Below are 21,167 nucleotides of genomic sequence, written 5' to 3'. Positions count from 1 at the left end.
AGCGGCGACCCTACATTCAGAACCCTTACTCCATCCGGTCGGCTGGTTCGCCGGTCAGGTTGTTCTTCACGATCTGACCGCCCTTCATGACAAACCCGACCTGCTCGAGCACGGTGACATCGGCGAGCGGGTCGCCTGACACGGCGATGAGATCGGCGTAGAACCCGGGCGCCAGCTGGCCGACCTTGTTTTGCCAGCCGAGCAGGTCCGCCGCATTCACGGTGGCGGACTGGATCGCCTGCATCGGGGTCATGCCCCACTTGACCATGTGGAAGAACTGCTTGCCGTTCCAGCCGTGCGGATAGACGCCCGCGTCGGTGCCGTAGGCGATCTTGCAGCCGGCCTTCACGGCCTTCGTGAAGTTCTCGCGCTGGGTGCGGCCGACGAGGCGCTCCTTGGCGAGGATCCTGTCCGGGTAGCCGAGGCGGCCGTATTCGGCCAGGATATAGTCGTCGTTGTAGATGTCGGGCACAAGGTAGGTGCCGTGTTCCTTGGCGAGGGCGATGCCCTCGTCGTCGATGAAGCTGGCGTGCTCGATGGAGGCGACGCCGGCGCGGATCGCCATCTTGATGCCCAGTGTGCCGTGGGCGTGGGCGGCGACCTTGCGGCCCCACATCGCGGCCTCGTCGACCGCGGCCTTCATCTCCTCAAGGGAATATTGCGGCGCGCCGACCGACTCCTCCTCGGAGAGCACGCCGGCGGTGGCGAGGATCTTGATCAGATCGGCGCCATACTTGATGTTCTCGCGGACCTTCTTGCGGATGGCGTCGACCCCGTCGGCCACGCCGTCGATGTCGCCTTGGAAATGGACGTAGGGGGACATGCCGTTGAGGTCGCCGTGGCCGCCGGTGGCGCTGAGCGCCGGGCCGCTGGCCAGCATGCGCGGGCCGGGGATCTTGCCGGCGTTGATGGCGTTGCGCAGCGCGAAGTCGATGTAGTTGCCCGCACCGACGTTGCGGATGGTGGTGAAGCCGGCCTCGAGGGTGCGCCGCGCGTAGATGTGGGCGGTGACCGCCTCGTCGATCGGGCTCTTGCGGAAGATGTCCTCGTAGAAATTCTCCGGCTGGCTGGTGACGTGGGTGTGGCAGTCGATCAGGCCGGGCAGGATGGTGGCGCCGCCGAGGTCGATGACGCGGGCGCTGGTGCCGGCGGGGATTATCTTCGCGAGATCGGCCACCGCGACGACCGCCTTGACGCGGTCGCCCTCGATGACGACGGCCTGATTGGCGAGAACCCGGCCGGTGGCGGGGTCGACGAGGTGCGCGGCCTTCACGACGAGGAGCGGCAGGACCTTGGTTTCGACGGCGCCGGACTGCGGGGCCGCGGACAGGGCGGTGGCAAGACCCACGGCCAGGAAGAATGACGGGAGGAGGAGACGCATGGGGGACACTTTGGGTAGAGTCGCCCGGCAGACAAAGCAAAAGTCACGGGACGCCGGGCGCGGGCCAAATGACACTTGTGAGACGGTGCCAGGCAGGGTAGCTTCCCGCAGCAGGTCAACCCACCCTTGCCTTGGATCTCACCCCATGAAAAACCTCGCACGTTTTGCCCCGGTTGCGGCGGTGCTCGGCACGGTCCTGTTTTTCTCCGGTTGCGCCACCCCGCGATCCGCCCGCGTCACGCGGGCCCGGCCCGTGGCGGAGTTCACGGTGGTCGAGAGCTCCACGCAGAAGGAACTGACGCCGGCACAGCTCGGCGAATTGCGCGAAGCGGTGGCCAACTATCTGCATGAGCAAGGGCTCACCAGCAACCGGCGGTATTACGTCAAGATCAGCTTCCCCGGGGAAAACCCCGGCGACGAAGAACAGTGGGCGATCGTGCGGATCGGCAGCCTTCCGACGCGCACCTACACGATCCTCGCGGCCTACCCGGGCCCGGATGACTACGACCCCTACGATTACTACGGCTACAACGCCGGCTACGACGGCTTGGCGCGTTATGGCTACTACGACCCCTTTGACTACAACTACGGCTATTACACCCGGCCCGCGCCGCGCCGCGATCACAAGCCCGACGATCGCCCCGGGGACAAGCCCGACCACCCGCGCACCGTGCCCACCCGCTGGGACAACAAACGGCCGGATCCCGATCAGCCGCGGTGGCGCGACCGTGATCACCCGGACAATCCCAACCCGCGAAACGGGGCGCGCAACCACCCCGATGATGGCGGCCGCAAACGCGATGGCGGCGGTTCGCGCGATGGGGGACGAGACCGTCCGGCCTCCCCGGGTGGCGGCTCCACTGCGCCGCGACCCGCTTACACGCCGCCGGCGCCGGTGCGCTCCGATCCGCCGGCGCGTTCCGAGTCTTCGTCGCAAAACCGCGATGACCGACGCCCGACCACGGTAAATGACCACTAGCAGCGTGCCCCGTCCGGCGCGTAACTACCAAACGGGACACCCCGGCCGGTCATTATTTCATTTGGCGCGCTTGCCGATGACGCGGCCTTTTTTGGGCGGGGGGATGATGCCGATCCGCGGGTCGCGGCGGCGGGCCAGCGTGACGAGGCGGGTGGCCGTGCGTTCGAAGTGCTCGGACGTTTCCGGCAGGTAAAGCCACTTGGGCAAAATCGAATGGGGCCGGAGCTCGGGGAATTCCGCCTGCAGCGCGGCATGGCGCGCCCGGTCGGTGCTCACCAGCATCCCGCGCCAGGGTTCGTCGCCAGCGCAGAAACAGAACATCAGCCTGCCTCCGAGATAGACCGCCTTGGCGCCAAACATCGAGCGCAGGAGAAACCCCGGTTCCATCTCCAGCGGTTCCCAGAGCCATTGGTGGCGATGCACGGGCTTGGCCCGGCCGAGGGAGTGGTCGAACTGCGGGCGCATCGGGCGGGGGGCCGGCTCAGTGGAGGTCCAGCAGCAGATTGGCCAGCGCCTCGGGCTGATGCCATTGCGGGTTATGGTCGGCTTCCATGATGATCACCGGCCAGCCGCGGGCCCTGGCGCGCTCGGAAGCGGCATAGAAGTCATCCTCCTCGGGCTGCTTGCCCTTATCGACGGTGAGGATGTAGGTCGCCGGGATTTTCGCCGCCGCGGCCTGATTCTTGAGCGCGATCGGATCGGTGAAGGTCTTGCGCGGATGGGGCACGTCGATGGGAAAGGGTTTGCCGGGCTTGACCCAGTCGGGAATGACGAAGCCGTCCCTGGTCATCTTATCCAGATCGAACGTCGCGCCCGGTTTATGGAGGGTGAGGAGACTTTCGCCATCCACCGGCAGGCAGGCATCGAGGTAGACGAGCCGGCCGATGCGCTCCGGGATGCGGTCGGCGACGCCCGTGATGACCATGCCGCCGTAGCTGTGGCCGAGGAGGATGACGTCGTGCAAATCCTCGAAGAGGATCAGGTTCACGATGTCGTCGATGTGCGTGGCGAGACCGATGTCGGTGCGGGCGGTGTTGAAGTGCTCGCCCAGGCCGCTCAAGGACGGCCGGTAAACCTTCCAGCCCTTCGCCTCGAGGAGCGGCGCGATTTTCTTGAAGTGCCAGCCGCCGGCCCAGGCGCCATGGACGGCCACCAAGACGGGCTGCTTGATGGCCGGGGCAACATTGGCCGCCGGCGCAGGCTCCGCCGCCGGCAGGAAGGCAAAGCAGGCAAATCCGAGCAGGGCGAGCAGGCGGAGTCTCATGCGGGTATTTTGGCGCACATTACTCCTCCGGTCAACCTGCGTGGCGTGGCCTAACGCGGACATGCGCCTCCTTGTGGCCGGTCTAGAGCTTCTCGTCCATCCGCCGCAACCGCGCGGCCATGATCGTCATCAGCTGCAGGGCAAAGAACGGGCTCTGCTGCACCAGAAACTCGAAACGCTTGCGGTCGACGGGCACGAGCTTCGCGTCCGTCTTCACCAGGGCGGTGGCGATGCGCGGACGCGATTCGATCAGCGCCATCTCGCCGAAAACGCCGCCGGCCTCGATGGTCTCCACCAGCTTCCCCTTGATGTGGATCTCCACGGCGCCTTCGATGACGGCGAACATCAGCTCGCCGCCGTCACCCTCCCGAAACACCGTCTGGCCGGCGGAATAACTGACAAACTCGGTATCGGTGTTGAACAGCTTGATTTTCATGGGTCGATCGCGAACGATGCCGGCTATCGCCGGCAGGGCAATGGCGACCCCGACACCGGATGTTACATTTGGGTCACGGTAGCGGCCTCACCGGTGCAGGCCGGTCGGCTCCGTTATTTCGTCTGTTCCAGCGGCAGGGCGTGGAGCTTCAGCTCGGGGTTCTTCTCCTGAAAGTAGCGCATGGTCCACTCGTTGGGGAAAAGAACAACGGGATTCTCGAACTTGTCGGCGCCGAAGCTGACGCCGGTGGCGATGATGAGGCGGGTCGGATCCTTGAGCAACGGGTGCGGTTCGACCCAGCGGAGCATCGTCCACGGCGCGGGCGTGAGGCGGGACTCGGCGCCGTATTCGCTCTGGAGGCGCCACTGCACGACCTCGAACTGCAACGGGCCGACCGCGGCGAGCAGCGTGGCGCCGGATGGGGCGCTCTTGGCGGTGAAGGACTGGACGACGCCCTCCTGCAGGAGCTGCTCGAGGCCGGCGCGGTATTTCTTCGAGTCGCCGGTGTTCGGGTTGGCGATGTAGGAGAAGACCTCGGACGGGAAGCGCGGGATCTCATCGTAGCAGATGCTGCGGTCCTGCGTGAGCGTGTCGCCGATGCCGAACTCGCTGTGGCCGACGAGGCCGATGACGTCGCCCGGCCAGGCCTCGTCCACCGTCTCGCGTTCGCGGCCGAAGAGCTTGTGCGAGGAGGAGAGGCGGACGGACTTGCCAGTCCGCTGGTGAGTGACGACCATGTCGCGGTCGAATTTGCCGGAGCAAATGCGGCAGAAGGCGATGCGGTCGCGGTGCTTCGCGTCCATGTTGGCCTGGATCTTGAAGATGAAGCCGGAGAACTTCGGGTCGTCGACCGGCACCTCGCGGGCGGTGGTCGGCTGGGGGAATCCCGGCACGGTGATGCTGACCGATTTGCGTGGCGCGGGCGGCACGGAGTCCTTCAGGAAGCCGTCAAGCAGGAGCTGGATGCCGAAATTGTTCACGGCGGAGCCGAAGTAGACGGGGGTCTGCTGGCCGGCCTGCACGGCCTTGAGGTCGAACGGATGGCCCGCGCCGTCGAGCATCGCGAGCTGGTCCTTCACCTGCTCCAAGGTGTAGTCGTCGAGCTTGCTGCGGACGGCGTCGTCATCGAGCGAGGTGACGTTGACCGGCGCCTGGAACTTGCCACCCGGGACGCGCTCGAAAAGGTGGACCTCCTTGGAGCGGCGGTCGAAGACCCCCTTGAAGGTCGGGCCGTTGCCGAGCGGCCAGATGACGGGCGACGACTGCAGGCCGAGGACGTTCTCGAGTTCGTCGAGCAGGTCGATCGGGCTGCGCGTGGGCCGGTCGCACTTGTTCATGAACGTGAAGATGGGCACGCCGCGGCGACGGCAGACTTCGAAGAGTTTGCGCGTCTGCGTCTCGACGCCCTTGGCGGCGTCGATGACCATCAAGGCGGCGTCGACCGCGGTAAGCACGCGATAGGTGTCCTCGGAGAAGTCCTTGTGGCCCGGGGTGTCGAGGAGGTTCACGGCGCAGCCGGCGTAGTCGAACTGGAGGACGGTGGAGGAGATGGAAATTCCGCGCTGCTTCTCCAGCTCCATCCAGTCAGACGCGGTGGCCCGCTGGTTCTTGCGGTCCTTGACGGCGCCGGCGAGGTGGATGGCGTTGCCGTAGAGCAGGAACTTCTCGGTCAGGGTCGTCTTGCCCGCATCTGGGTGCGAAATGATCGCAAAGGTGCGGCGGCGGGCGATTTCCTGGGCAGGCGTGGACATGAAGGGGTCACGCAAAGCCGCAAAGGCCCGGAGGGAAAGCCTTTTCTGAAGATCGGGCGCCGCGGTCCCCAATCGGGCCGACCAGAGGGTGTTTTTACACTACGGGGTTCCCGTAGGTCAGGTTACGGCCGGAGCCGGATAGGCCAATCAGGCATTTTCATGTAGATTGAGCCTACAACCCAACCATCTCCCATGCTTCTCGCCGCCATCGTCATCCTTTTCTCCGCGCTCGCGCTTGGCATGCTGGCGCTTTTGGACCGCTATCAGTCCGCCGCAGACAAGGCGCACGTAGAGCGCCGGACGAGCCGCCCGAACCAGCCGTCTTACTACGATGCCTTCACGGATCGACGCCAGGCCTCAGGGCGACGGAAACCGGATGACCCGCAACTGGCGGCCTGAACCGAAGGACACACGCACTTCCGCACAATGAATGCTTGGACTTTCTTGGCCTTGGTCGGATGCCTGATACACGCCGCCAGTCTTTTGGTCCTGGCGGTCAGGGTCGGGGCGGCACGGCAAAGGGCGGAGCGGGCCAATCGTTTTGCGTTGGAGGCGGAGTTGGCGCCGCAAACCTTGGTTTATGGCGATCCGGCCGAGGGCGAGTGGGAACGCACGGGCTGAGAATGGGCGCCGCGGCGGCGCCGGCATCATTTTGAGCTTCTAAGCTCCGGCAAACCCCCGGAGAGTCCGGGCATGTCCGCCAGCCTCAAGCTCAAGCCCAACGCCACTTCCCGCGTGCTCGGCGGCCACCCCTGGGTGTTCGCCAACGAATGCGAGGCCCTGCTGCCGGCCGAACACGACGGCGAAGTGGTGGAATGTCGCGATCGCACCGGGCGCTTCCTTGGCACGGGCATCTACAACAGCAAGTCGCAGATCGTCTGGCGACGGCTGAGCCGGGACCGGGTGACGCTCGATGCCGCCTATCTGCGCGCGGCGCTGACGAAGGCAATTGACCGGCGCGCCGAGGGTGAGGCGGGCAGTCCCTTGCCCGCCGGGGATGTGGCGCGGAGCGGGGTCCGCGCCCTACCTTTCCAGCGCCTCGTCTGGTCCGAGTCCGACGACCTGCCCGGCGTGGTGGCGGACCAGTTCGGCGACACACTGGTGGTGCAGATCCAGACGCTGGCGATGGAGAAGCGCGCGGCGGCTCTCGGCGACCTGCTGGCCGAGCTGACCGGCGCCAAGGAGATCATTTTCCGCAACGATGCCAACATCCGGAAACTCGAGGGCCTGCCCAGCGAGGTGCACACGCGTTCCGGCGCGGCGTGGGCTCCGCGCTGGGTGAAGATCGACGGCCTCGACTACTGGCTCGACCTGCAGGGCGGGCAGAAGACGGGATTTTATCTCGATCAACGCCTCCAGCATGCGGTGGTGGCGAAATACGCCGCGGGCAAGCGCGTGCTCGATGCGTTTTGCAACCAGGGCTCGTTTGCGCTGCACTGCGCCAAGGCCGGGGCGGCGAGCGTGCTCGGGCTCGACAGCGCCTTCGACGCCGTCGGGCAGGCCAAGAAAAACGCCGACCGCAACGGTCTGAAGGCGGAGTTCACCGGGGCGAATGTCTTCGACTGGTTCACGGCGCAGCGCGACGCCGCGCCGGCATGGGACCTGATCATTCTCGACCCGCCGCCGTTCGCGAAATCGAAGTCGGCGCTGGAAGGCGCCCTGCGCGGCTACAAGGAGCTCAACCTCCGGGCGATGAAGTCCCTCATGTCCGGCGGGGTGCTGGCGACTTACACCTGTTCGCACCACATGCAGGACGCCCAGCTGCGCGAGATCCTCGCCGAGGCCGCGGCCGATGCGAAGCGGCGCGTGCACGTGTTGGAATTCTGCCACCAACCGGCGGACCATCCGGTGCTGGTGACGATGCCCGAGAGCGAATACCTCCGCGGGTATATCCTGCGGGTGGAGTAGTGGAGGGTCCGCGTCCCTGCGGACCGTTCAACCCAGTCGCGGCCCGCAGGGACGCGGGCCCTCCCAAAGGCAGGAGAATCGCCTCACCGCTGCTTGGCGGCGTCGTCGAGCTCGCGGCGGGTCTTCCGGATGTTCTCCAGTTCCTTTTCGATCAGGGCCTTGTCTTCCTCGGTCCGGGGAAACTTGAGTCGCTCGAGCATTTCGCGCTCGTTCTCGAGCAGGGCGACGCGGGTGGCGGCCACGGCCTCCATGTGCGAGGCGGAGTTGCCCCCGAAGATCGCGGCGGACTTGGCGAGCTTGTCGCTGTTGAGCGATTTGTCCAAGTCGGTCCCCTTGATGTTCTTTTTCTCCCGGGCGATCTGCTTGTCGATTTTCTTCAGCTCGGCGTCGATGGCCTTGATGCGGGCGGAAGTCACCTCGACCTTGGGCAGCTTGAGCACCTCCTGGTCCGCGGGAGTGAGAGCCGGATCCGCCTTCGCCGGTTCGGCCGGTTTGGGCTGATCGACGGGTTTGGCCGGCTCGGCGGCGCGGAGCAGCAGGGCCGCGCTAACGGCGAAAAGAACAAGCAAGCGGCGGGGAAGAAGGAGGTGGTTCACGGGGGGAGCTGGGTTTGGGTGGAAGGTCGGACCAGTGCAGACATTTGCCGCGGGCGGAGGTTTCGCCAATAGAAAAGGCCGGACCTTGCGGCCCGGCCTTTCCCGGTGTGTGTTGGCGAAGCTTGGTGTTAGGTCGGCTTCGTAGGCTGGAGTCGATAGCAGGCCGCGTGCCCGCGGCAAGCCTTAGATTCGGCCGCCATAGATGGCGCTGGCCCCCAGTTCCTCCTCGATCCGGAGGAGCTGGTTGTATTTCGCGACGCGGTCGGTGCGGGACGCGGAGCCGGTCTTGATCTGGCCCGCGTTGGTGGCGACGGCGATGTCGGCGATGGTCACATCCTCGGTTTCGCCCGAGCGGTGCGAGATGATGGTCGTGTATTTGTTTTTCTGCGCGAGCTCGATGGCGTCGAGCGTCTCGGTGAGCGAGCCGATCTGGTTGACCTTGACGAGAATCGAGTTGGCCGTGCCGGTATCGATGCCCTTCTGGAGGAACGCGACGTTGGTGACGAAGAGGTCGTCACCCACGAGCTGCACCTTGGAGCCGATGGCGTCGGTGAGCTTCTTCCAGGTGGTCCAGTCATTCTCGGCGCAGCCGTCCTCAATCGAGACGATCGGGTATTTGGCGACGAGATCCTTGTAGTAGGAGACGAACTGGTCGCCGGTGAAGGAACGGCCGTCGGACTTCTTGAAGACGTAGGTCTTGGACTCCTTGACGTAGAACTCGGAGGAGGCGACGTCGAGGGCGAGGAAGATGTCCTTGCCGAGCTTGTAGCCGGCGCCCTTCACGGCCTCGGCGATGGCGTCGAGCGCATCGGTGGTGGAGGCGAGGTTCGGCGCGAAGCCGCCCTCGTCACCGACGGCGGTCTGGAGGCCCTTCGACTTGAGGACCTTCTTGAGCGAGTGGAAGACCTCGGCGCCGGCGCGGAGGGCCTCGGCGAAGGTGTCGAAGTTCCTCGGCACGATCATGAATTCCTGGAAGTCGATCGGGGCGTCGGAGTGCGCGCCGCCGTTCATGATGTTCATGAGCGGCACGGGCAGGACCTTGGCGTTCGGGCCGCCGAGGTATTTGTAGAGCGGGACGCCGGACGCGGCGGCGGCGGCCTTGGCGGTGGCGAGGGAGACGCCGAGGATGGCGTTGGCGCCGAGCTTTGACTTGGTGGGCGTGCCATCGAGCTTGAGCATGGCGCGGTCAACGCCGAGCTGGTCGAAGGCGTCGAAGCCGAGCAGCGCGGGGGCGATCTTGCCCTTTACGTTGGCGACGGCCTTGAGGGTGCCCTTGCCGCCGTAGCGGGCCTTGTCGCCGTCGCGAAGCTCGATGGCCTCGTGCTCGCCGGTGGAGGCGCCCGAGGGCACGGCGGCGCGGCCGAAGGCGCCGCTGGCGAGCTTGACGTCGACCTCGACGGTGGGATTGCCGCGGGAGTCGATGATCTCGCGCGCGGTGATGGCGGTGATGGTGGTGTTCATGCGGTTAAGGGGAGGGAATGGACAGCAGAGGCACGTTTCGTGCCGGTGACAACCCGGGGCTGTGTCACAACCGCCCGGCGTGGTCTAGCCGAAAGGCGGGCGGGAGACGCCGAGCTGGTAGAGGAATTTCTGGAAGGCGCTCGGCGGCTTGGGGATGAACTCCGCCGGCAGCTGGTCGGCGTGGCCGTAGCGGATGGCGGCGCCGATGGGCGTGCCGCCATTGTAATTGCGGATGAGCAGCGTCGCGCGGTTCAGGAACTCGCGCGGGATCTCCTTGAGGTGGCCCTCGACGGCGGCGGCGTGCAGCGGCGTGTCGCCAAAGTCGTTGCGGCTGATGAGCAGGTCGACGGTCAGGTGTTCGCGCGGGATCTGGTGGATGTAACCGGACTCGGCGGCCGCGTGGATCGGCGTGTGGCCCGACTTGCTGGGCAGCACGAGATTGTCGTGGGTGAGGATCTCGGCGGGAATCTGGTCGAGATGGCCGGAGATGGCGGCGGCGTGCAGGCAGGTGTCGTGGTTCGAGGTCTTGGTCAGCATGTTCTCCGCCGTGAGCAGGGCGCGCGGGACCTGGTCGAGGTGGCCGTTGAAGACGGCGACATGCAGCACGGTCTCGCCGCTGATGTTGGCCGTGGTGAGCGTGGCGGCGGTGAGGAAAGTGGCGGGGAAGCGGTCGAGCGTGCCGTGCTCGGCGGCCTCGTGCAACAGCGTGTTGCCCGTGTCGGTCTTGGTCAGCACCAGGTCGGTGGTGAGCAGGCCGGCCGGCAACTGGTCGAGCGAGGCGCCGGCGGCGGCCTGGTGGAGCGGAGTGTAGCCGCTATTGGAGCGGATGAGCAGGTGTTCGCGGGTGAGCAGGGCGGCCGGGACCTGCCGGAGGTGCCCGTGCCGGGCGGCGAGGTGGAGCGGGGTGTAGCCGGCGTCGTTCTTGCGCAGGAGGTTCTCACCGGTGAGAAAGGTGGCCGGGACCTGGTCGAGATGGCCGTATTTCGCGGCGATGTGCAAGGGGGTGTTGCCCGAGGCATTGCCCTTGGCCAGGGCCTCCGCCGTAAGGGCGGCAGGTGACGCGGAGAGGGAGCCGGCGCGGGCGGCGGCGTGCAAATCGGGGTTGTCCATGCCAGTGCCTGCCAAAAAAATACGCCACTGCGGGGGCACGCAAACCAAAACCGGTCACCGGCAAGCAACCGGCGATTTGGGTTTGCCAAGAGTGGGCAGTGAAGCACTGTTTTGGGCGTGTCGACCGCCCCAACCACCGAACCGGCCATCACCAAGCCCAAGCTGGGCGCAGTGCTGCTGATCGATGATGAAAAGCCGCTGATCGAGTTGTTCGCCGAGGCGCTTTCCCCCCATTTCGAGTGCGTGCTGGCCACCAGCACCCGGGAGGCCGGATACATCCTCCACAAGAAGGCCTTCAAGGTTGTCGTGTGCGACCACCTGATGCCGGGCGGCAACGGCCTGAGCTTTCTCGTCGACGCCCGGGAAGAATATCCCGAAATGCAGCGCGTGCTCGTCACGGGCTACATGAAGCCCGAGATGCTGCTGCGCAGCGTGAACGAGGCCGCGCTTTACCGCTATCTGCTCAAACCCGTGTCGCTGCCGGAGCTGGTCAAGACGGTGCTGGAAGCGGCCAAGCTCCACGACCAGACGGCCGCGAGCCGCTCGGCGTGAGGCAAATGTAGGGTCGCCGCTTGCCGGTGGACCACGCCGGGCGTTCTTCGCGGCCCGGCGACAAGCACCGGCCCTACAAAGAAAACAACGCGATCAATCATACCGCCGGCGCAGGTTGCTCGGCAGCAGGCCGAGTTCCTCGCGGTATTTCGCAACGGTCCGGCGGGCGATCTTCAGGCCCTTGGCTTCCAACAGGCCGACGATTTCCTGGTCGCTGAGGGGCTTGCCCGGGTCCTCGCTGGCGATGATGTCGGCGATCATCTCCTTCACGCTGGTGTTGGCGACCGCCTCGCCGGCGTCCGACTGGTAGCCCGAGGTGAAGAAGAACTTCATCTCGAAGACGCCGTGCGGGGTCTTGATGTATTTGTTGGCCAGCGCGCGGCTGACGGTCGTCTCGTGCACGCCGATGATGTCCGCAATCTGCGTCATCGTGAGCGGCTTCAGCTTCGCGACGCCCTCCGCGAAGAACTCGCCCTGGTGCTTGATGATCTCGCGGGTGATGCGCTCGATCGTGCGCTGGCGCTGCTCGATGGCATTGATGATGAACTTGCCCGAGCGCAGCTTTTCGCGGAGATAGTCGCCCTCCTGTTTGCTCAGCTTGCCCTTCGCGATGAGCTCCTTGTAGGTGTTGCTCAGCCGCAGGCGCGGGATGTAGTCCTGGTTGAGGATTATCTTCCACTCCTCGCCATCCTTCTCGACGGTGACATCGGGCACGACCACACGGTTGGCATCGTCGGCGAAGCGCCGGCCGGGCGCGGGGTCAAGGGTGCCGATCTCCTCGATGGCCTCCTGGATGACCTCGGGGGCGAGGCCGGTCTTGCGGGCCAGGTCGGGGATGCGGCGGCGGACCAGCAGGTCGAAGTGGTCGCGGATGATGCGGGCCGCCACGGATTTCTCGCGGCCCTTCTGGGCGAGCTGGATGAGCAGGCAGTCGGCGAGGCTTTCGGCGCCGATGCCGGCCGGTTCGAAGGTCTTCAGCAGCTTGGCGGCCTCCTGCATCGTCGACAGCGGCAGGTTGGCCAGCAGGGCGAGGTCGGAGAGCGTCGAGGTGAGGTAGCCGCGGTCATCGAGGCTGCCGACGAGGAAGCGCAGGGCCGTGAGCACCGGGGGCGGGGAGTCGGACTGCTCGGCCTGGCCCATGAGGTGCTCCTGCAGCGAGGTCTCGGTGGTCAGCGAGTCGAAGAAGTGCTGGCGGCGCTCGTCCTCCTCGCTCGAGGTCTGGCGCACCCCGCCGGCGTCGGAAAGGTGGTCCTTCCAATCCTGCCCGATTTTCTCGAGCACCTGGAAATCCTTGGAAAAATCCATCTCCTCGCGGGGATCGTCGGCGGGCGTCGCGTTGTCGTCCCCGTTGCCCGCCTCCTTCTCGAGGCTGACATCGTCCATCGGCAGCTCCTCGAGGGTCGGGTTGGACTGCAGCTCCTCCTGGACGGTGGCGCGCAGGTCGAGCGCCGCGACCTGCAGGATCTTCAGCGACTGGCGCATCTGTGGCGCCAGCACAAGCTGCTGCGTCTGCCTCTGGTGGAAGCTCTGGTTGAGTCCGGGGCCGCTCATGCGCGCAAGGGGTTACCTCTGGCTTTCGAGCGTGGACACGCGGGGTAGGGCGGAGGTCGGGACGGCGGGGTTGGAGCCGGGTTTGGCGGGGGGAAAGACTTCGGCGAGGTAGACGGCCAGCTTCTCGTTGGTCGGGCCGTAACGGTCGCTGTAGAGATACATCTCGAGGTCGGTGAGCATCTCGAAGGCGGATTGGTAGCGCTTGTCGCGGTCGCGCTCCAAGGCCCGGTGGAGGATGGCGTCGAGCTTGGGGTCGATGTCGGCGCGGAGCGTGTGGAAGTCCGGGATGGGCAGCGTGAGGATGTTGCGGCGCGACTCCACGCGGGTGGCGCCCCGGAAGATGTTTTTGCCCAGCAGGATTTCGGTCAGGACGATGCCGAGCGGGAAGAGGTCGGAGCGGCCGTCGGTGACGGCGTAGCTGGCACCCTCGGGCGAAAGATACTCGTCCTTGCCCGGGATCACCTTGCCTTCCTCGTTATACATCAGGTCGAGAGCCTTCGCGATGCCGAAGTCCGTGAGCTTCACGTCGCCCTCGATGGCGAGCATGACGTTCTTCGGGTTGACGTCGCGGTGGACGATGCCGACCAGGCGGCCCTCGGTGTCGCGCTTGGCGTGGGCGTAGCTGAGTCCGCGGCAGACGCGGGAGGCGATGAAGACCGCCATGTCGATCGGCACCTGCCGGCCCAGCTCGATGTGGCGGTCTATGAACTGTTCCAGGTTCACGCCATGGACGAACTCCATCGTCATGAAATATTGTCCGCCAATCTGGCCGAGGTGGTAGGTCTGGACGATGTTGGTGTGGATGAGGTCAGCCACCAGCCGGGCCTCGCCGATGAAATTCTTCTGGAACTCCGGGATGCTGGAATACTCCTCGCGAATGAGCTTGATGGCGACGGCCTTGCGGAAGTTGCCCGTGCCCTTTTGCACGGCCTCGTAGACCAGGCCCATGCCGCCTTCGGCGAGCTTGTTGGTCAGCTCGTATTGGAGTTCGTTGAAGATGTGCTTGAGGGCGGGCGTGGGCACGGCCTCACAAAAACGGCCGGTTTCCTGTGTGGCAAGAACTCATGCGCTAAATTGCACACTTCCTGCTATGGGCTGGCGCCGGCCGGTTGGAAGCGCCGGTTGACAGCCGGGGTGACGCGCCTAGGTTGCGCCCATGGTCACCCTTTCCAACCGCGCCGCCCGCCAGGTGCAGACGATGCGCACGGCGCAGGCCGATGCCGCGAAGCAACTGCGCGTGTTCGTGGAAAGCGGCGGCTGCTCGGGCTTCGAATACGGCATGTCCTTCGACCTGCCCAAGGCGGACGACAACGTGTTCGAGAGCGAAGGCGTGCAGGTGCTGGTGGATCCAACCAGCCTCGCCTACCTCACTGGCTGCAGCATCGACTTTGACGACGGCCTCCACGGCAAGGGCTTCGAGATCAAGAATCCCAATGCGCAGAGCACCTGCGGCTGCGGGAAATCGTTCAACTGAATTGCTATTTGAATGCCGGGCCGGTGCTTGGCGCCGGGCCGTGTTCAATTCGCGAAGCGGTCCGCCGACTAGCGGCGACCCTAAACTTGCGCGACGTGCAGGGCGACGATGCCGAACGTCATGGGCGTCGCGGCGACTGAACTGAAACCGGCCTGACGGATCTCCGCGGCGATGCCCGCCCGGTCAGGAAACAGCCCGATCGAACCACAGAGATATTCATAGGCCGAGCGATCGCCTGTCACGACCGCGGCGACGGCGGGCAGCACGAACTTCAGATAGGCGTAGTAGAACGGCCGGAACCAGAAGAAAGGTTGGGAGAATTCCAGCAGGAACAGCCGGCCGCCAGGCCGCAGCACCCGGCGCATCTCGCCCAAGGCTTGGTGGCGGTCAGCCATGTTGCGCAGCCCGAAGGAAATCGTGACGGCATCAAACGACCCGTCAGGCAGAGGCAGAGCCAGGCCGTCGCCGTGCCGAAACTCAATGGCGGTCCACCGGGGGCTATCGGCGCGTTTTTTTACGGCTTCTTCAAGCATCGGTTCACAGAAGTCCATTCCGGTGATCCGGGTGCCCGCCGGCAGTCCGTCGGCCAAGGCAAAGGCCACGTCGCCACTCCCTGTGGCCAGGTCGAGAACAGCTCCCGGACGGGTGTCGTGGACGGCCCGCACGAGTCGCTGGCGCCACCAATAGTCCACGCCCCCGCTCAGGAGGTGGTTGGCGAGGTCATAGCGGCCCGCAATACGGGCAAACATGCTGTTTACAGCCTTCGGATCGGGCATGGTTAAGCCCTAGGCTTTGTGCGGCTTTGCGGTTGACGCAAGCACAGGGTAGTGAATTATTTGCGGCTGTAAGCCTTAGCACACCAAAAATTTCAACCCACGCCCAGCCATGTCGACCAACCTGACCAAACGTGAGATCGTGCTCGAAATCTACGAGAAGACCGGTTTCCCGCAGAAGCAAATTCAAGACACGGTGCAAATGACGCTCGATATTGTCATGGATGCACTTGCAGCCGGCCGCAACGTCGAGCTCCGCAACTTCGGCGTCCTCGAGGTGCAGGTCCGGAAGGCCCGGGTGGGCCGCAATCCGAACAAACCCGAGACCGAGGTCGTGATCCCGGAGCGCGCCGTGGTGAAGTTCAAGTCGGGCAAGATTCTCAAGCAGAAGATCAAGCAGCTCAGCCTCGAGAAACTGCGCAGCAACCCGCCGCCCCCGGCCTCGGCCTGAGCGCGCGCTTAGTCGCAGCGAGGCATGGCCGGCTTCCAGTCGCTTCCGGGCTTCCGGGATTTCTATCCGGAGGATTTTTCCCGCCGTCAGCACATCTTCCGCACCTGGCGGCAGGCGGCGGTCAGTTTTGGCTTTCAGGAATACGACGCCCCGGTCCTCGAGCCGCTGGAACTCTACAAGACCAAGTCGGGCGACGAGATCGAGGCACAGCTGTTCAGCTTCAAGGACAAAGGTGACCGCGAGGTATCCTTGCGGCCCGAGATGACCCCCACGGTCTGCCGGATGGTCGGCGAGAAGGCCGGCGCCCTGAAGCGGCCGATCAAATGGTTCAGCATCGCCGAGTTTTACCGCTATGAGCGTGCCCAGAAGGGCCGGTTGCGCGCCTTCCACCAGTTCAACGCCGACATCTTTGGCGAAGCCGGCCCGGAGGCCGAGATCGAGCTCATCGCCCTGCTCATCCAGTGCCTCGCCGGCTTCGGCCTGACCAAGGACGACTTCTACGTCCGACTGAGCGATCGCGACTTGTGGTTTTTCTATTTGGAGGCGCTGGGCTTCACCGATGCCCAGGCGCGCAGCGTCCTGACGGCCATCGACCGCTACGAGAAGGCTGGTGACGACGCCTTTAAGGTCTACACCGAGGCGCACGGTGCTATGTCCGCCGACAAAAAGGAAAAGATACTAGCTTTTCTTCAGGTGAAGTCAGTTGATGCACTTGAACGAACGATAACGCAGACAATACCCGGTGAAACCGTAAAGGAATCACTCAAGGCTGGTGATTTTTCTGCGCAGGTGGCGGACGTCACAGCTAAAGCACTTCCTCTTGCCATGCGCTTACTCGATTGGAAGAAGGTGCTGGCTAGGCTTGAGGCCATGGGGCTAAAGGATTTTGTTCAAGTCGATCTCAGTGTGGTTCGTGGGCTGGCCTACTACACGGGTTTCGTCTTCGAAGCTTTTGACCGGAAGGGCGACCTGCGCGCGCTGGCCGGTGGTGGCCGCTACAACGATCTCATCAAGAAACTCGGCTATGCCGATCTGCCGGCGGTGGGTTTCGCCATCGGCGATGTGACCACCAGCCTGCTGATCGAGCAGCGCGGGCTGGCCCCGGCCCACGGGACTGCGCCCCAAGTCTACGTCGTCATGGGCGGCGAGGCGGAGCGGAAGGCGGCCTTTGCCGACATCCAGGCGCTGCGCGCGGCCGGCTTCAGGGTCGAGTATCCCTTCAAGGACCTGGCGTTCGGGAAGCAGTTCAAGGCGGCCTCCGAGTCCGGGGCGAAGATCGCGCTCATCTACGGCGGCGACGAGTTGGCCAAGGGCGTCGTGAAACTGCGCGACCTGGCCGACCGGGCCGAGCGCGAGATCCCGCGCGGCCGGGTGGTGGCGCTGGTGCGCGAGCTGCTCACGGGGCACTGAGACCATGGCCCACTATTCCGGGCGGAATCCAGACCAGTCCACCATGCCGGAGATGATCGCTATTGCGGGTCGGATCGGGCTTCTGCTGTTGGCGGTCTATGGGCTGCTGGCGGTCGGGGCGCATTTCCTGGCGCAGTCGATGATCTTCCCGCGACCCCCGGTGAAATACGAACTGGGGCCGGACTACCTCCAGCTGACGGCGCCGGACGGCGTGAAGATCGCCGCGCGGCACTGGCCGAACCCGAAGGCGAAATACACGCTGCTCTACCTGCACGGCAACTACGAGGAACTGGGCAGCATCGGCGAATACCTGCCGCAGTTTGTGGTGGCGGGCTACGCGGTCTTCGCCATAGACTACCACGGTTACGGCCGCAGCGAGGGGACACCGACGGAAGCCAACCTCTATGCCGATGCCCGGCTGGCCTACGATTATCTGCGCACGAACCTGGGCGTGCCGGCCGATCGGATCATCATTTTCGGCTACTCACTTGGGTCCGGTCCGGGGATCGAACTGGCCCGGCACCAGCCGGCCGCCGGGCTTGTCATCCAGGGCGCGTTCGTCAGCGCCTACCGGGTGATGACCAGGGTTCCCCTCTTTCCGGGCGACAAGTTCGTGAACCTTGCCAAGGTGCCCGAACTCAAGTTGCCGGTGTTTGTCATCCACGGCACGGCGGACAACACCGTGCCGTTCTGGCAGGGCGAGAAACTCTACGAGACGATCACCGCGCGAAAGCAGAAGCTCTTCGTCGAGGGAGGGCCCCACGCCGGTCTCGGCGACTTCACCGGGCCGCGCTACTGGGAAGAGTTCCGAAAGTTCACGGACTCGCTTTAGGTGGCAGGGGCCGAATCAAGCAAGGTCGGCCGGACCGAAGGCGCCGGGCAGCAGCTCGCGCGTGCTGGAGGCGATGTGGCCCTTGCCGCGGCAAACGGACAGGATGCGGGCGTCGGGCCCGAATTCGTTGATGACCTGCCGGCACGCGCCACACGGGGCCGTCGGTATGTCGGTCGGGGTGTAAACGACGACGCACTTCAGTCTCAGCCGCTTTTCCCCGGCGGCCACGGCGTTGAATATGGCGGTGCGTTCGGCGCAATTGGTCAGGCCGTAGGAGGCGTTCTCGACATTGCAGCCCGAGTAGATCCTGTCGGTCGAGGTCAGGATCGCGGCGCCGACCGTGAACTTGGAGTAGGGGGCGTAGGCCCGGCCGGCGGCTGTCTTGGCGGCGGCCTTGAGCTGCCTGAGTTGGGCGGGGGTGGGATTCTTCATGTAGGAGCCTGCTTGCAGGCGATCAGGACGCGGTGTGTCGGCGCGAGTTTGTATCGCCTGCAAGCAGGCTCCTACAAGCCAAACTCTGTCTTCACTTCGGCGAAGGCCTTGATGGCAAATTCCAGGTCTTCGCGGCTGTGCGCCGCGGACACCTGCGTGCGGATGCGGGCCATGCCCTGCGGCACGACGGGATAGAAGAAGCCGATGACGTAGACGCCCTTCTCGAGCATGCGGGCGGCGACCTTCTGCGACAACGCGGCGTCGCCGAGCATGACCGGCACGATCGGGTGCGTGCCGGGGCGGATCGTCAGGCCGGCCTTGGTCAGGCCCTCGCGGAAAAACCTGGTGTTGGCCTCGAGCTTGTCGCGCAATTCGGTCGAGCGGCTGAGCATCTCGAGGCACTTGATGGACGCGGCGGCGACGCTCGGGGCGATGGTGTTGGAGAAAAGGTAGGGCCGGGAGCGCTGGCGGAGCAGGTCGATGATCTGCTTCCGGCCGCTGGTGTAGCCGCCGGTGGCGCCGCCGAGCGCCTTGCCGAGCGTGCCGGTGAAGACGTCGACGCGGCCCATGACGCCGCAGTGTTCGTGCGTGCCGCGACCGGTCCGGCCCATGAAGCCAACGGAATGGCTGTCGTCCACCATCACCAGCGCGCCGTATTTGTCGGCCAGGTCGCAGATGCCTTTCAGGTTGGCGATGAAGCCGTCCATCGAGAACACGCCGTCGGTGGCGATGAGCTTGAAGCGGGCCTTGGCGGCGTCGGCCTCCTTCAGCTTGGCCTCGAGGTCCTCGAGATTGTTGTTCTTGTAGCGGTAGCGTTGCGCCTTGCAGAGCCGCACGCCGTCGATGATCGAGGCGTGGTTCAGCTCGTCGGAAATGACAGCATCCTCCGCCCCGAGCAGGGTCTCGAAGAGGCCGCCGTTGGCGTCGAAGCAGGACGAGTAGAGAATGGTGTCTTCGGTGCCGAGGAACCCGGCGAGGGTCGCCTCGAGGTCCTTGTGGATTTGCTGGGTACCGCAGATGAAGCGCACCGAGGCCAAGCCGTAGCCCCAGCGGTCGAGGGACTCGCGCGCGGCCGTGATCAACTCCGGGTTGTCGGCCAGGCCGAGGTAGTTGTTGGCACACAGGTTCAGCACCTTCTGGCCGGACGCCACGGCGATGTGGGCCGTCTGGTGTGTGGTGATGATCCGCTCGCGCTTGTAAAGCCCGGCGGCCTCGATTTCGCCGAGAGTCTTCGTCAGGTGGTCGGAGTAGGCGGAATTCATTTGCCCGCCAGCGTTGGGAAAAAACCGGACGCGGCAAGGGCCCGCACGGCCGGGTTAACCGATTCGGTTAATTATGATGAAATTAACCGAATTGGTTAGAATATTGACAATCTAACCAAAATGGTTAACTCATAGCCTCATGAAATACCTCGCGCTCATCGGCGACATCGTGGACTCGAAGGCGCTGCCCCGGCGGGATCAGTTCCAGACGGAGCTGGCGGCTTTCTTGAAGGAAATCAGCAGCCGCAACCCGGCGCTGGCTTCGCCCTATACCATCACGCTCGGCGACGAATTCCAGGCCGTCTACAAGTCGGCCGACACGCTGTTCGCGGATATTTTCTCCATCTTGTGCCAGATCCATCCCGCGCAGGCCCGCTTCGCGGTCGGCGTGGGCGTGATCAGCACGGAGATCAACCGGAAGCAGGCGCTCGGCATGGACGGCCCGGCGTTTCACCGGGCCCGCGAGGCCATCACCGGGTTGAAGAAGACCTCCTACCTGCTGCGACTGCAGGGCGATCCCGCCAAGGATGCGGCCTATGACCGTTGGATACTCATCAACCATCTGCTCAACCTCGTGAGCCATAAGATGGATGGGTGGACGCGCAACCGCCTGCGCATCATGCAGGGCCTGCTCAAGGAGGAATCGGTGGGCACGCTGGAGAAAGAGCTCCGCATCAGCAATGTGGCGGTCTACAAAAATATCAATGCGGCCGCGCTCGACGAACTGCAGGGACTCTGCAAAGAAATCACGCGTCTGCTGAATCACGAACTCAAGACCCCATGAACTTCCTGGTCTTCGCCAACCTCTGGCTTCTCACCCGGCTCGTCAGCCTGTTTCGCGATGACGCGGTGGACGGGCGGGTGTGGCGCATCAAGGCGGGGATCGAGCTCATCGCGCTGGCGGTGCTTTACCCCTGCGGCGGTGTCTGGCTGGCGGCGGCGGCCGCGGTGGTCGCGCTGAACATCCTGGGCTACCGGCTGGAGCGCCGGGCCGGGCGCAAGGACTTTGCCCGGCTGGCGCTGGGCCTGCTCGGGCTGGTGGCGTGGAGCATTTGTTTTTCCCCGCGCCTGGGCCTGGCCTTCCGGCCGGAGCTGGGTGAGTGGAGTGGCCGCCTCGGGCATTGGACCGTGCTCACCCCATTGCTGCAGGTGCTGGGCGGTGTCCGGTTCCAGCTCGTGCTTTTCGGCCTGTTGCTCTCGGCCAACGAGGCGAACCTGGTCATCCGGGCGGTCTTCGACTGGCTGGACCTGAAGCCGCGCTTTCTGTCGGCGCGTCCGGACGGCAGCACGATCGACATCGGCGAGTTCAACCGGGGCCGGGTCATCGGCATCCTCGAGCGCGTGCTGCTCTACAGCTTCGTCCTGCAGGCCCAATACGGCGCCATCGGGTTCATCCTGGCGGCGAAGGCCTTCACGCGCTTCAAGGCGCTCGACGACCGGCCGTTCGCGGAATACGTGCTGATCGGCACGCTGCTGTCCGCCTGCCTGGCGCTGGCGACCGGCGGCCTGGTGCACTGGCTGCTGCGGCACTGAGGCGGTTTGGT

At 65.0% G+C, this 21,167-nt stretch carries 22 protein-coding genes and 1 pseudogene; 10 read left to right on the top strand and 13 right to left on the bottom strand.

Annotation, left to right across the window (positions count from 1 at the left end; all coding sequences use genetic code 11):
• Positions 1 to 25: 25 nt before the first annotated feature.
• Positions 26 to 1,381, bottom strand: coding sequence for an amidohydrolase family protein (locus BLU29_RS00210; RefSeq protein ID WP_091054580.1), 1,356 nt, complete (start codon positions 1,379 to 1,381; stop codon positions 26 to 28).
• A 145-nt stretch (positions 1,382 to 1,526) separates the two neighbouring features.
• On the opposite strand from BLU29_RS00210, the gene BLU29_RS00205 reads away from it, so the two are divergent.
• A complete protein-coding gene (locus tag BLU29_RS00205) occupies positions 1,527 to 2,360 on the top strand; it encodes a hypothetical protein (RefSeq protein WP_091054579.1) in 834 nt (277 codons plus the stop codon).
• 57 nt (positions 2,361 to 2,417) lie between these two features.
• On the opposite strand, the gene BLU29_RS00200 is transcribed toward BLU29_RS00205, so the two are convergent.
• From BLU29_RS00200 to BLU29_RS00185, 4 genes are all read right to left on the bottom strand, one after another.
• The gene (locus tag BLU29_RS00200) at positions 2,418 to 2,825 is read right to left on the bottom strand and encodes a hypothetical protein (protein ID WP_091054578.1); all 408 of its coding nucleotides are present in this window, start codon (positions 2,823 to 2,825) and stop codon (positions 2,418 to 2,420) included.
• Positions 2,826 to 2,841: 16 nt separating this feature from the next.
• Positions 2,842 to 3,624, bottom strand: a complete 783-nt coding sequence (locus BLU29_RS00195; RefSeq protein ID WP_157693528.1) for an alpha/beta fold hydrolase — start codon at positions 3,622 to 3,624, stop codon at positions 2,842 to 2,844.
• 82 nt (positions 3,625 to 3,706) lie between these two features.
• On the bottom strand, positions 3,707 to 4,060 hold the full coding sequence (locus BLU29_RS00190; RefSeq protein WP_091054576.1) for a cyclic nucleotide-binding domain-containing protein: 354 nt from the start codon (positions 4,058 to 4,060) through the stop codon (positions 3,707 to 3,709).
• 113 nt (positions 4,061 to 4,173) lie between these two features.
• Positions 4,174 to 5,811: a peptide chain release factor 3 gene (locus tag BLU29_RS00185; RefSeq protein ID WP_091054575.1), complete on the bottom strand. Its 1,638-nt coding sequence runs from the start codon at positions 5,809 to 5,811 to the stop codon at positions 4,174 to 4,176.
• A gap of 192 nt (positions 5,812 to 6,003) precedes the next feature.
• On the opposite strand from BLU29_RS00185, the gene BLU29_RS00180 reads away from it, so the two are divergent.
• Both BLU29_RS00180 and BLU29_RS00170 read left to right on the top strand, forming a co-directional pair.
• Positions 6,004 to 6,210 (top strand): hypothetical protein, encoded by a 207-nt coding sequence (locus BLU29_RS00180; RefSeq protein WP_091054574.1) that lies wholly within the window; start codon positions 6,004 to 6,006, stop codon positions 6,208 to 6,210.
• A 294-nt stretch (positions 6,211 to 6,504) separates the two neighbouring features.
• On the top strand, positions 6,505 to 7,719 hold the full coding sequence (locus BLU29_RS00170; protein WP_091054572.1) for a class I SAM-dependent rRNA methyltransferase: 1,215 nt from the start codon (positions 6,505 to 6,507) through the stop codon (positions 7,717 to 7,719).
• Between the two features lie 83 nt (positions 7,720 to 7,802).
• Here BLU29_RS00170 and BLU29_RS00165 read toward each other — a convergent pair whose 3' ends face one another.
• From BLU29_RS00165 to BLU29_RS00155, 3 genes are all read right to left on the bottom strand, one after another.
• Entirely contained in the window at positions 7,803 to 8,315 is a 513-nt protein-coding gene (locus BLU29_RS00165; protein ID WP_157693527.1) for a hypothetical protein, read from the bottom strand.
• Between the two features lie 183 nt (positions 8,316 to 8,498).
• The gene (eno, locus tag BLU29_RS00160) at positions 8,499 to 9,776 is read right to left on the bottom strand and encodes a phosphopyruvate hydratase (protein ID WP_091054570.1); all 1,278 of its coding nucleotides are present in this window, start codon (positions 9,774 to 9,776) and stop codon (positions 8,499 to 8,501) included.
• An 84-nt stretch (positions 9,777 to 9,860) separates the two neighbouring features.
• A complete protein-coding gene (locus tag BLU29_RS00155) occupies positions 9,861 to 10,886 on the bottom strand; it encodes an ankyrin repeat domain-containing protein (protein WP_091054569.1) in 1,026 nt (341 codons plus the stop codon).
• 117 nt (positions 10,887 to 11,003) lie between these two features.
• On the opposite strand from BLU29_RS00155, the gene BLU29_RS00150 reads away from it, so the two are divergent.
• Entirely contained in the window at positions 11,004 to 11,438 is a 435-nt protein-coding gene (locus BLU29_RS00150; protein WP_157693526.1) for a response regulator, read from the top strand.
• A 93-nt stretch (positions 11,439 to 11,531) separates the two neighbouring features.
• On the opposite strand, the gene rpoN is transcribed toward BLU29_RS00150, so the two are convergent.
• Positions 11,532 to 12,989 carry an RNA polymerase factor sigma-54 gene (gene rpoN / locus BLU29_RS00145; protein WP_091054567.1) on the bottom strand — a complete coding sequence of 486 codons (1,458 nt, stop codon included), beginning with the start codon at positions 12,987 to 12,989 and terminating at the stop codon, positions 11,532 to 11,534.
• A gap of 12 nt (positions 12,990 to 13,001) precedes the next feature.
• Complete coding sequence (locus BLU29_RS00140; RefSeq protein ID WP_231962275.1) at positions 13,002 to 14,012, bottom strand: serine/threonine-protein kinase; 1,011 nt, start codon at positions 14,010 to 14,012, stop codon at positions 13,002 to 13,004.
• A gap of 133 nt (positions 14,013 to 14,145) precedes the next feature.
• On the opposite strand from BLU29_RS00140, the gene erpA reads away from it, so the two are divergent.
• A complete protein-coding gene (gene erpA / locus BLU29_RS00135; protein ID WP_091054566.1) occupies positions 14,146 to 14,463 on the top strand; it encodes an iron-sulfur cluster insertion protein ErpA in 318 nt (105 codons plus the stop codon).
• Between the two features lie 80 nt (positions 14,464 to 14,543).
• On the opposite strand, the gene BLU29_RS00130 is transcribed toward erpA, so the two are convergent.
• Positions 14,544 to 15,239 carry a class I SAM-dependent methyltransferase gene (locus BLU29_RS00130; RefSeq protein WP_091054565.1) on the bottom strand — a complete coding sequence of 232 codons (696 nt, stop codon included), beginning with the start codon at positions 15,237 to 15,239 and terminating at the stop codon, positions 14,544 to 14,546.
• 94 nt (positions 15,240 to 15,333) lie between these two features.
• On the opposite strand from BLU29_RS00130, the pseudogene BLU29_RS00125 reads away from it, so the two are divergent.
• The 3 genes and pseudogenes from BLU29_RS00125 to BLU29_RS00115 form a co-directional block, all read left to right on the top strand.
• Positions 15,334 to 15,687 (top strand): annotated as a pseudogene (locus BLU29_RS00125) (HU family DNA-binding protein); the annotation flags it as partial.
• Between the two features lie 24 nt (positions 15,688 to 15,711).
• On the top strand, positions 15,712 to 17,097 hold the full coding sequence (gene hisS / locus BLU29_RS00120; protein WP_091054563.1) for a histidine--tRNA ligase: 1,386 nt from the start codon (positions 15,712 to 15,714) through the stop codon (positions 17,095 to 17,097).
• A 4-nt stretch (positions 17,098 to 17,101) separates the two neighbouring features.
• The gene (locus tag BLU29_RS00115; RefSeq protein WP_091054562.1) at positions 17,102 to 17,929 is read left to right on the top strand and encodes an alpha/beta hydrolase; all 828 of its coding nucleotides are present in this window, start codon (positions 17,102 to 17,104) and stop codon (positions 17,927 to 17,929) included.
• A 15-nt stretch (positions 17,930 to 17,944) separates the two neighbouring features.
• Here BLU29_RS00115 and BLU29_RS00110 read toward each other — a convergent pair whose 3' ends face one another.
• Positions 17,945 to 18,361 (bottom strand): cytidine deaminase, encoded by a 417-nt coding sequence (locus BLU29_RS00110; protein ID WP_091054561.1) that lies wholly within the window; start codon positions 18,359 to 18,361, stop codon positions 17,945 to 17,947.
• 71 nt (positions 18,362 to 18,432) lie between these two features.
• Positions 18,433 to 19,623, bottom strand: a complete 1,191-nt coding sequence (locus BLU29_RS00105; protein ID WP_091054560.1) for a glycine C-acetyltransferase — start codon at positions 19,621 to 19,623, stop codon at positions 18,433 to 18,435.
• A gap of 139 nt (positions 19,624 to 19,762) precedes the next feature.
• Here BLU29_RS00105 and BLU29_RS00100 point away from each other — a divergent pair, with 139 nt between their 5' ends.
• Both BLU29_RS00100 and BLU29_RS00095 read left to right on the top strand, forming a co-directional pair.
• On the top strand, positions 19,763 to 20,407 hold the full coding sequence (locus BLU29_RS00100) for a SatD family protein (protein ID WP_091054559.1): 645 nt from the start codon (positions 19,763 to 19,765) through the stop codon (positions 20,405 to 20,407).
• Entirely contained in the window at positions 20,404 to 21,156 is a 753-nt protein-coding gene (locus BLU29_RS00095) for a hypothetical protein (RefSeq protein ID WP_091054558.1), read from the top strand. The genes BLU29_RS00100 and BLU29_RS00095 overlap by 4 nt, the downstream gene beginning before the upstream one ends.
• Positions 21,157 to 21,167 lie beyond the last annotated feature (11 nt).

It is taken from the genome of Opitutus sp. GAS368, from assembly GCF_900104925.1.
Classification (GTDB): Bacteria; Verrucomicrobiota; Verrucomicrobiia; order Opitutales; family Opitutaceae; genus Lacunisphaera.
The sequence above is the reverse complement of the archived record's forward strand: the minus strand, read 5'-3'. Positions and strand labels throughout refer to the sequence as shown.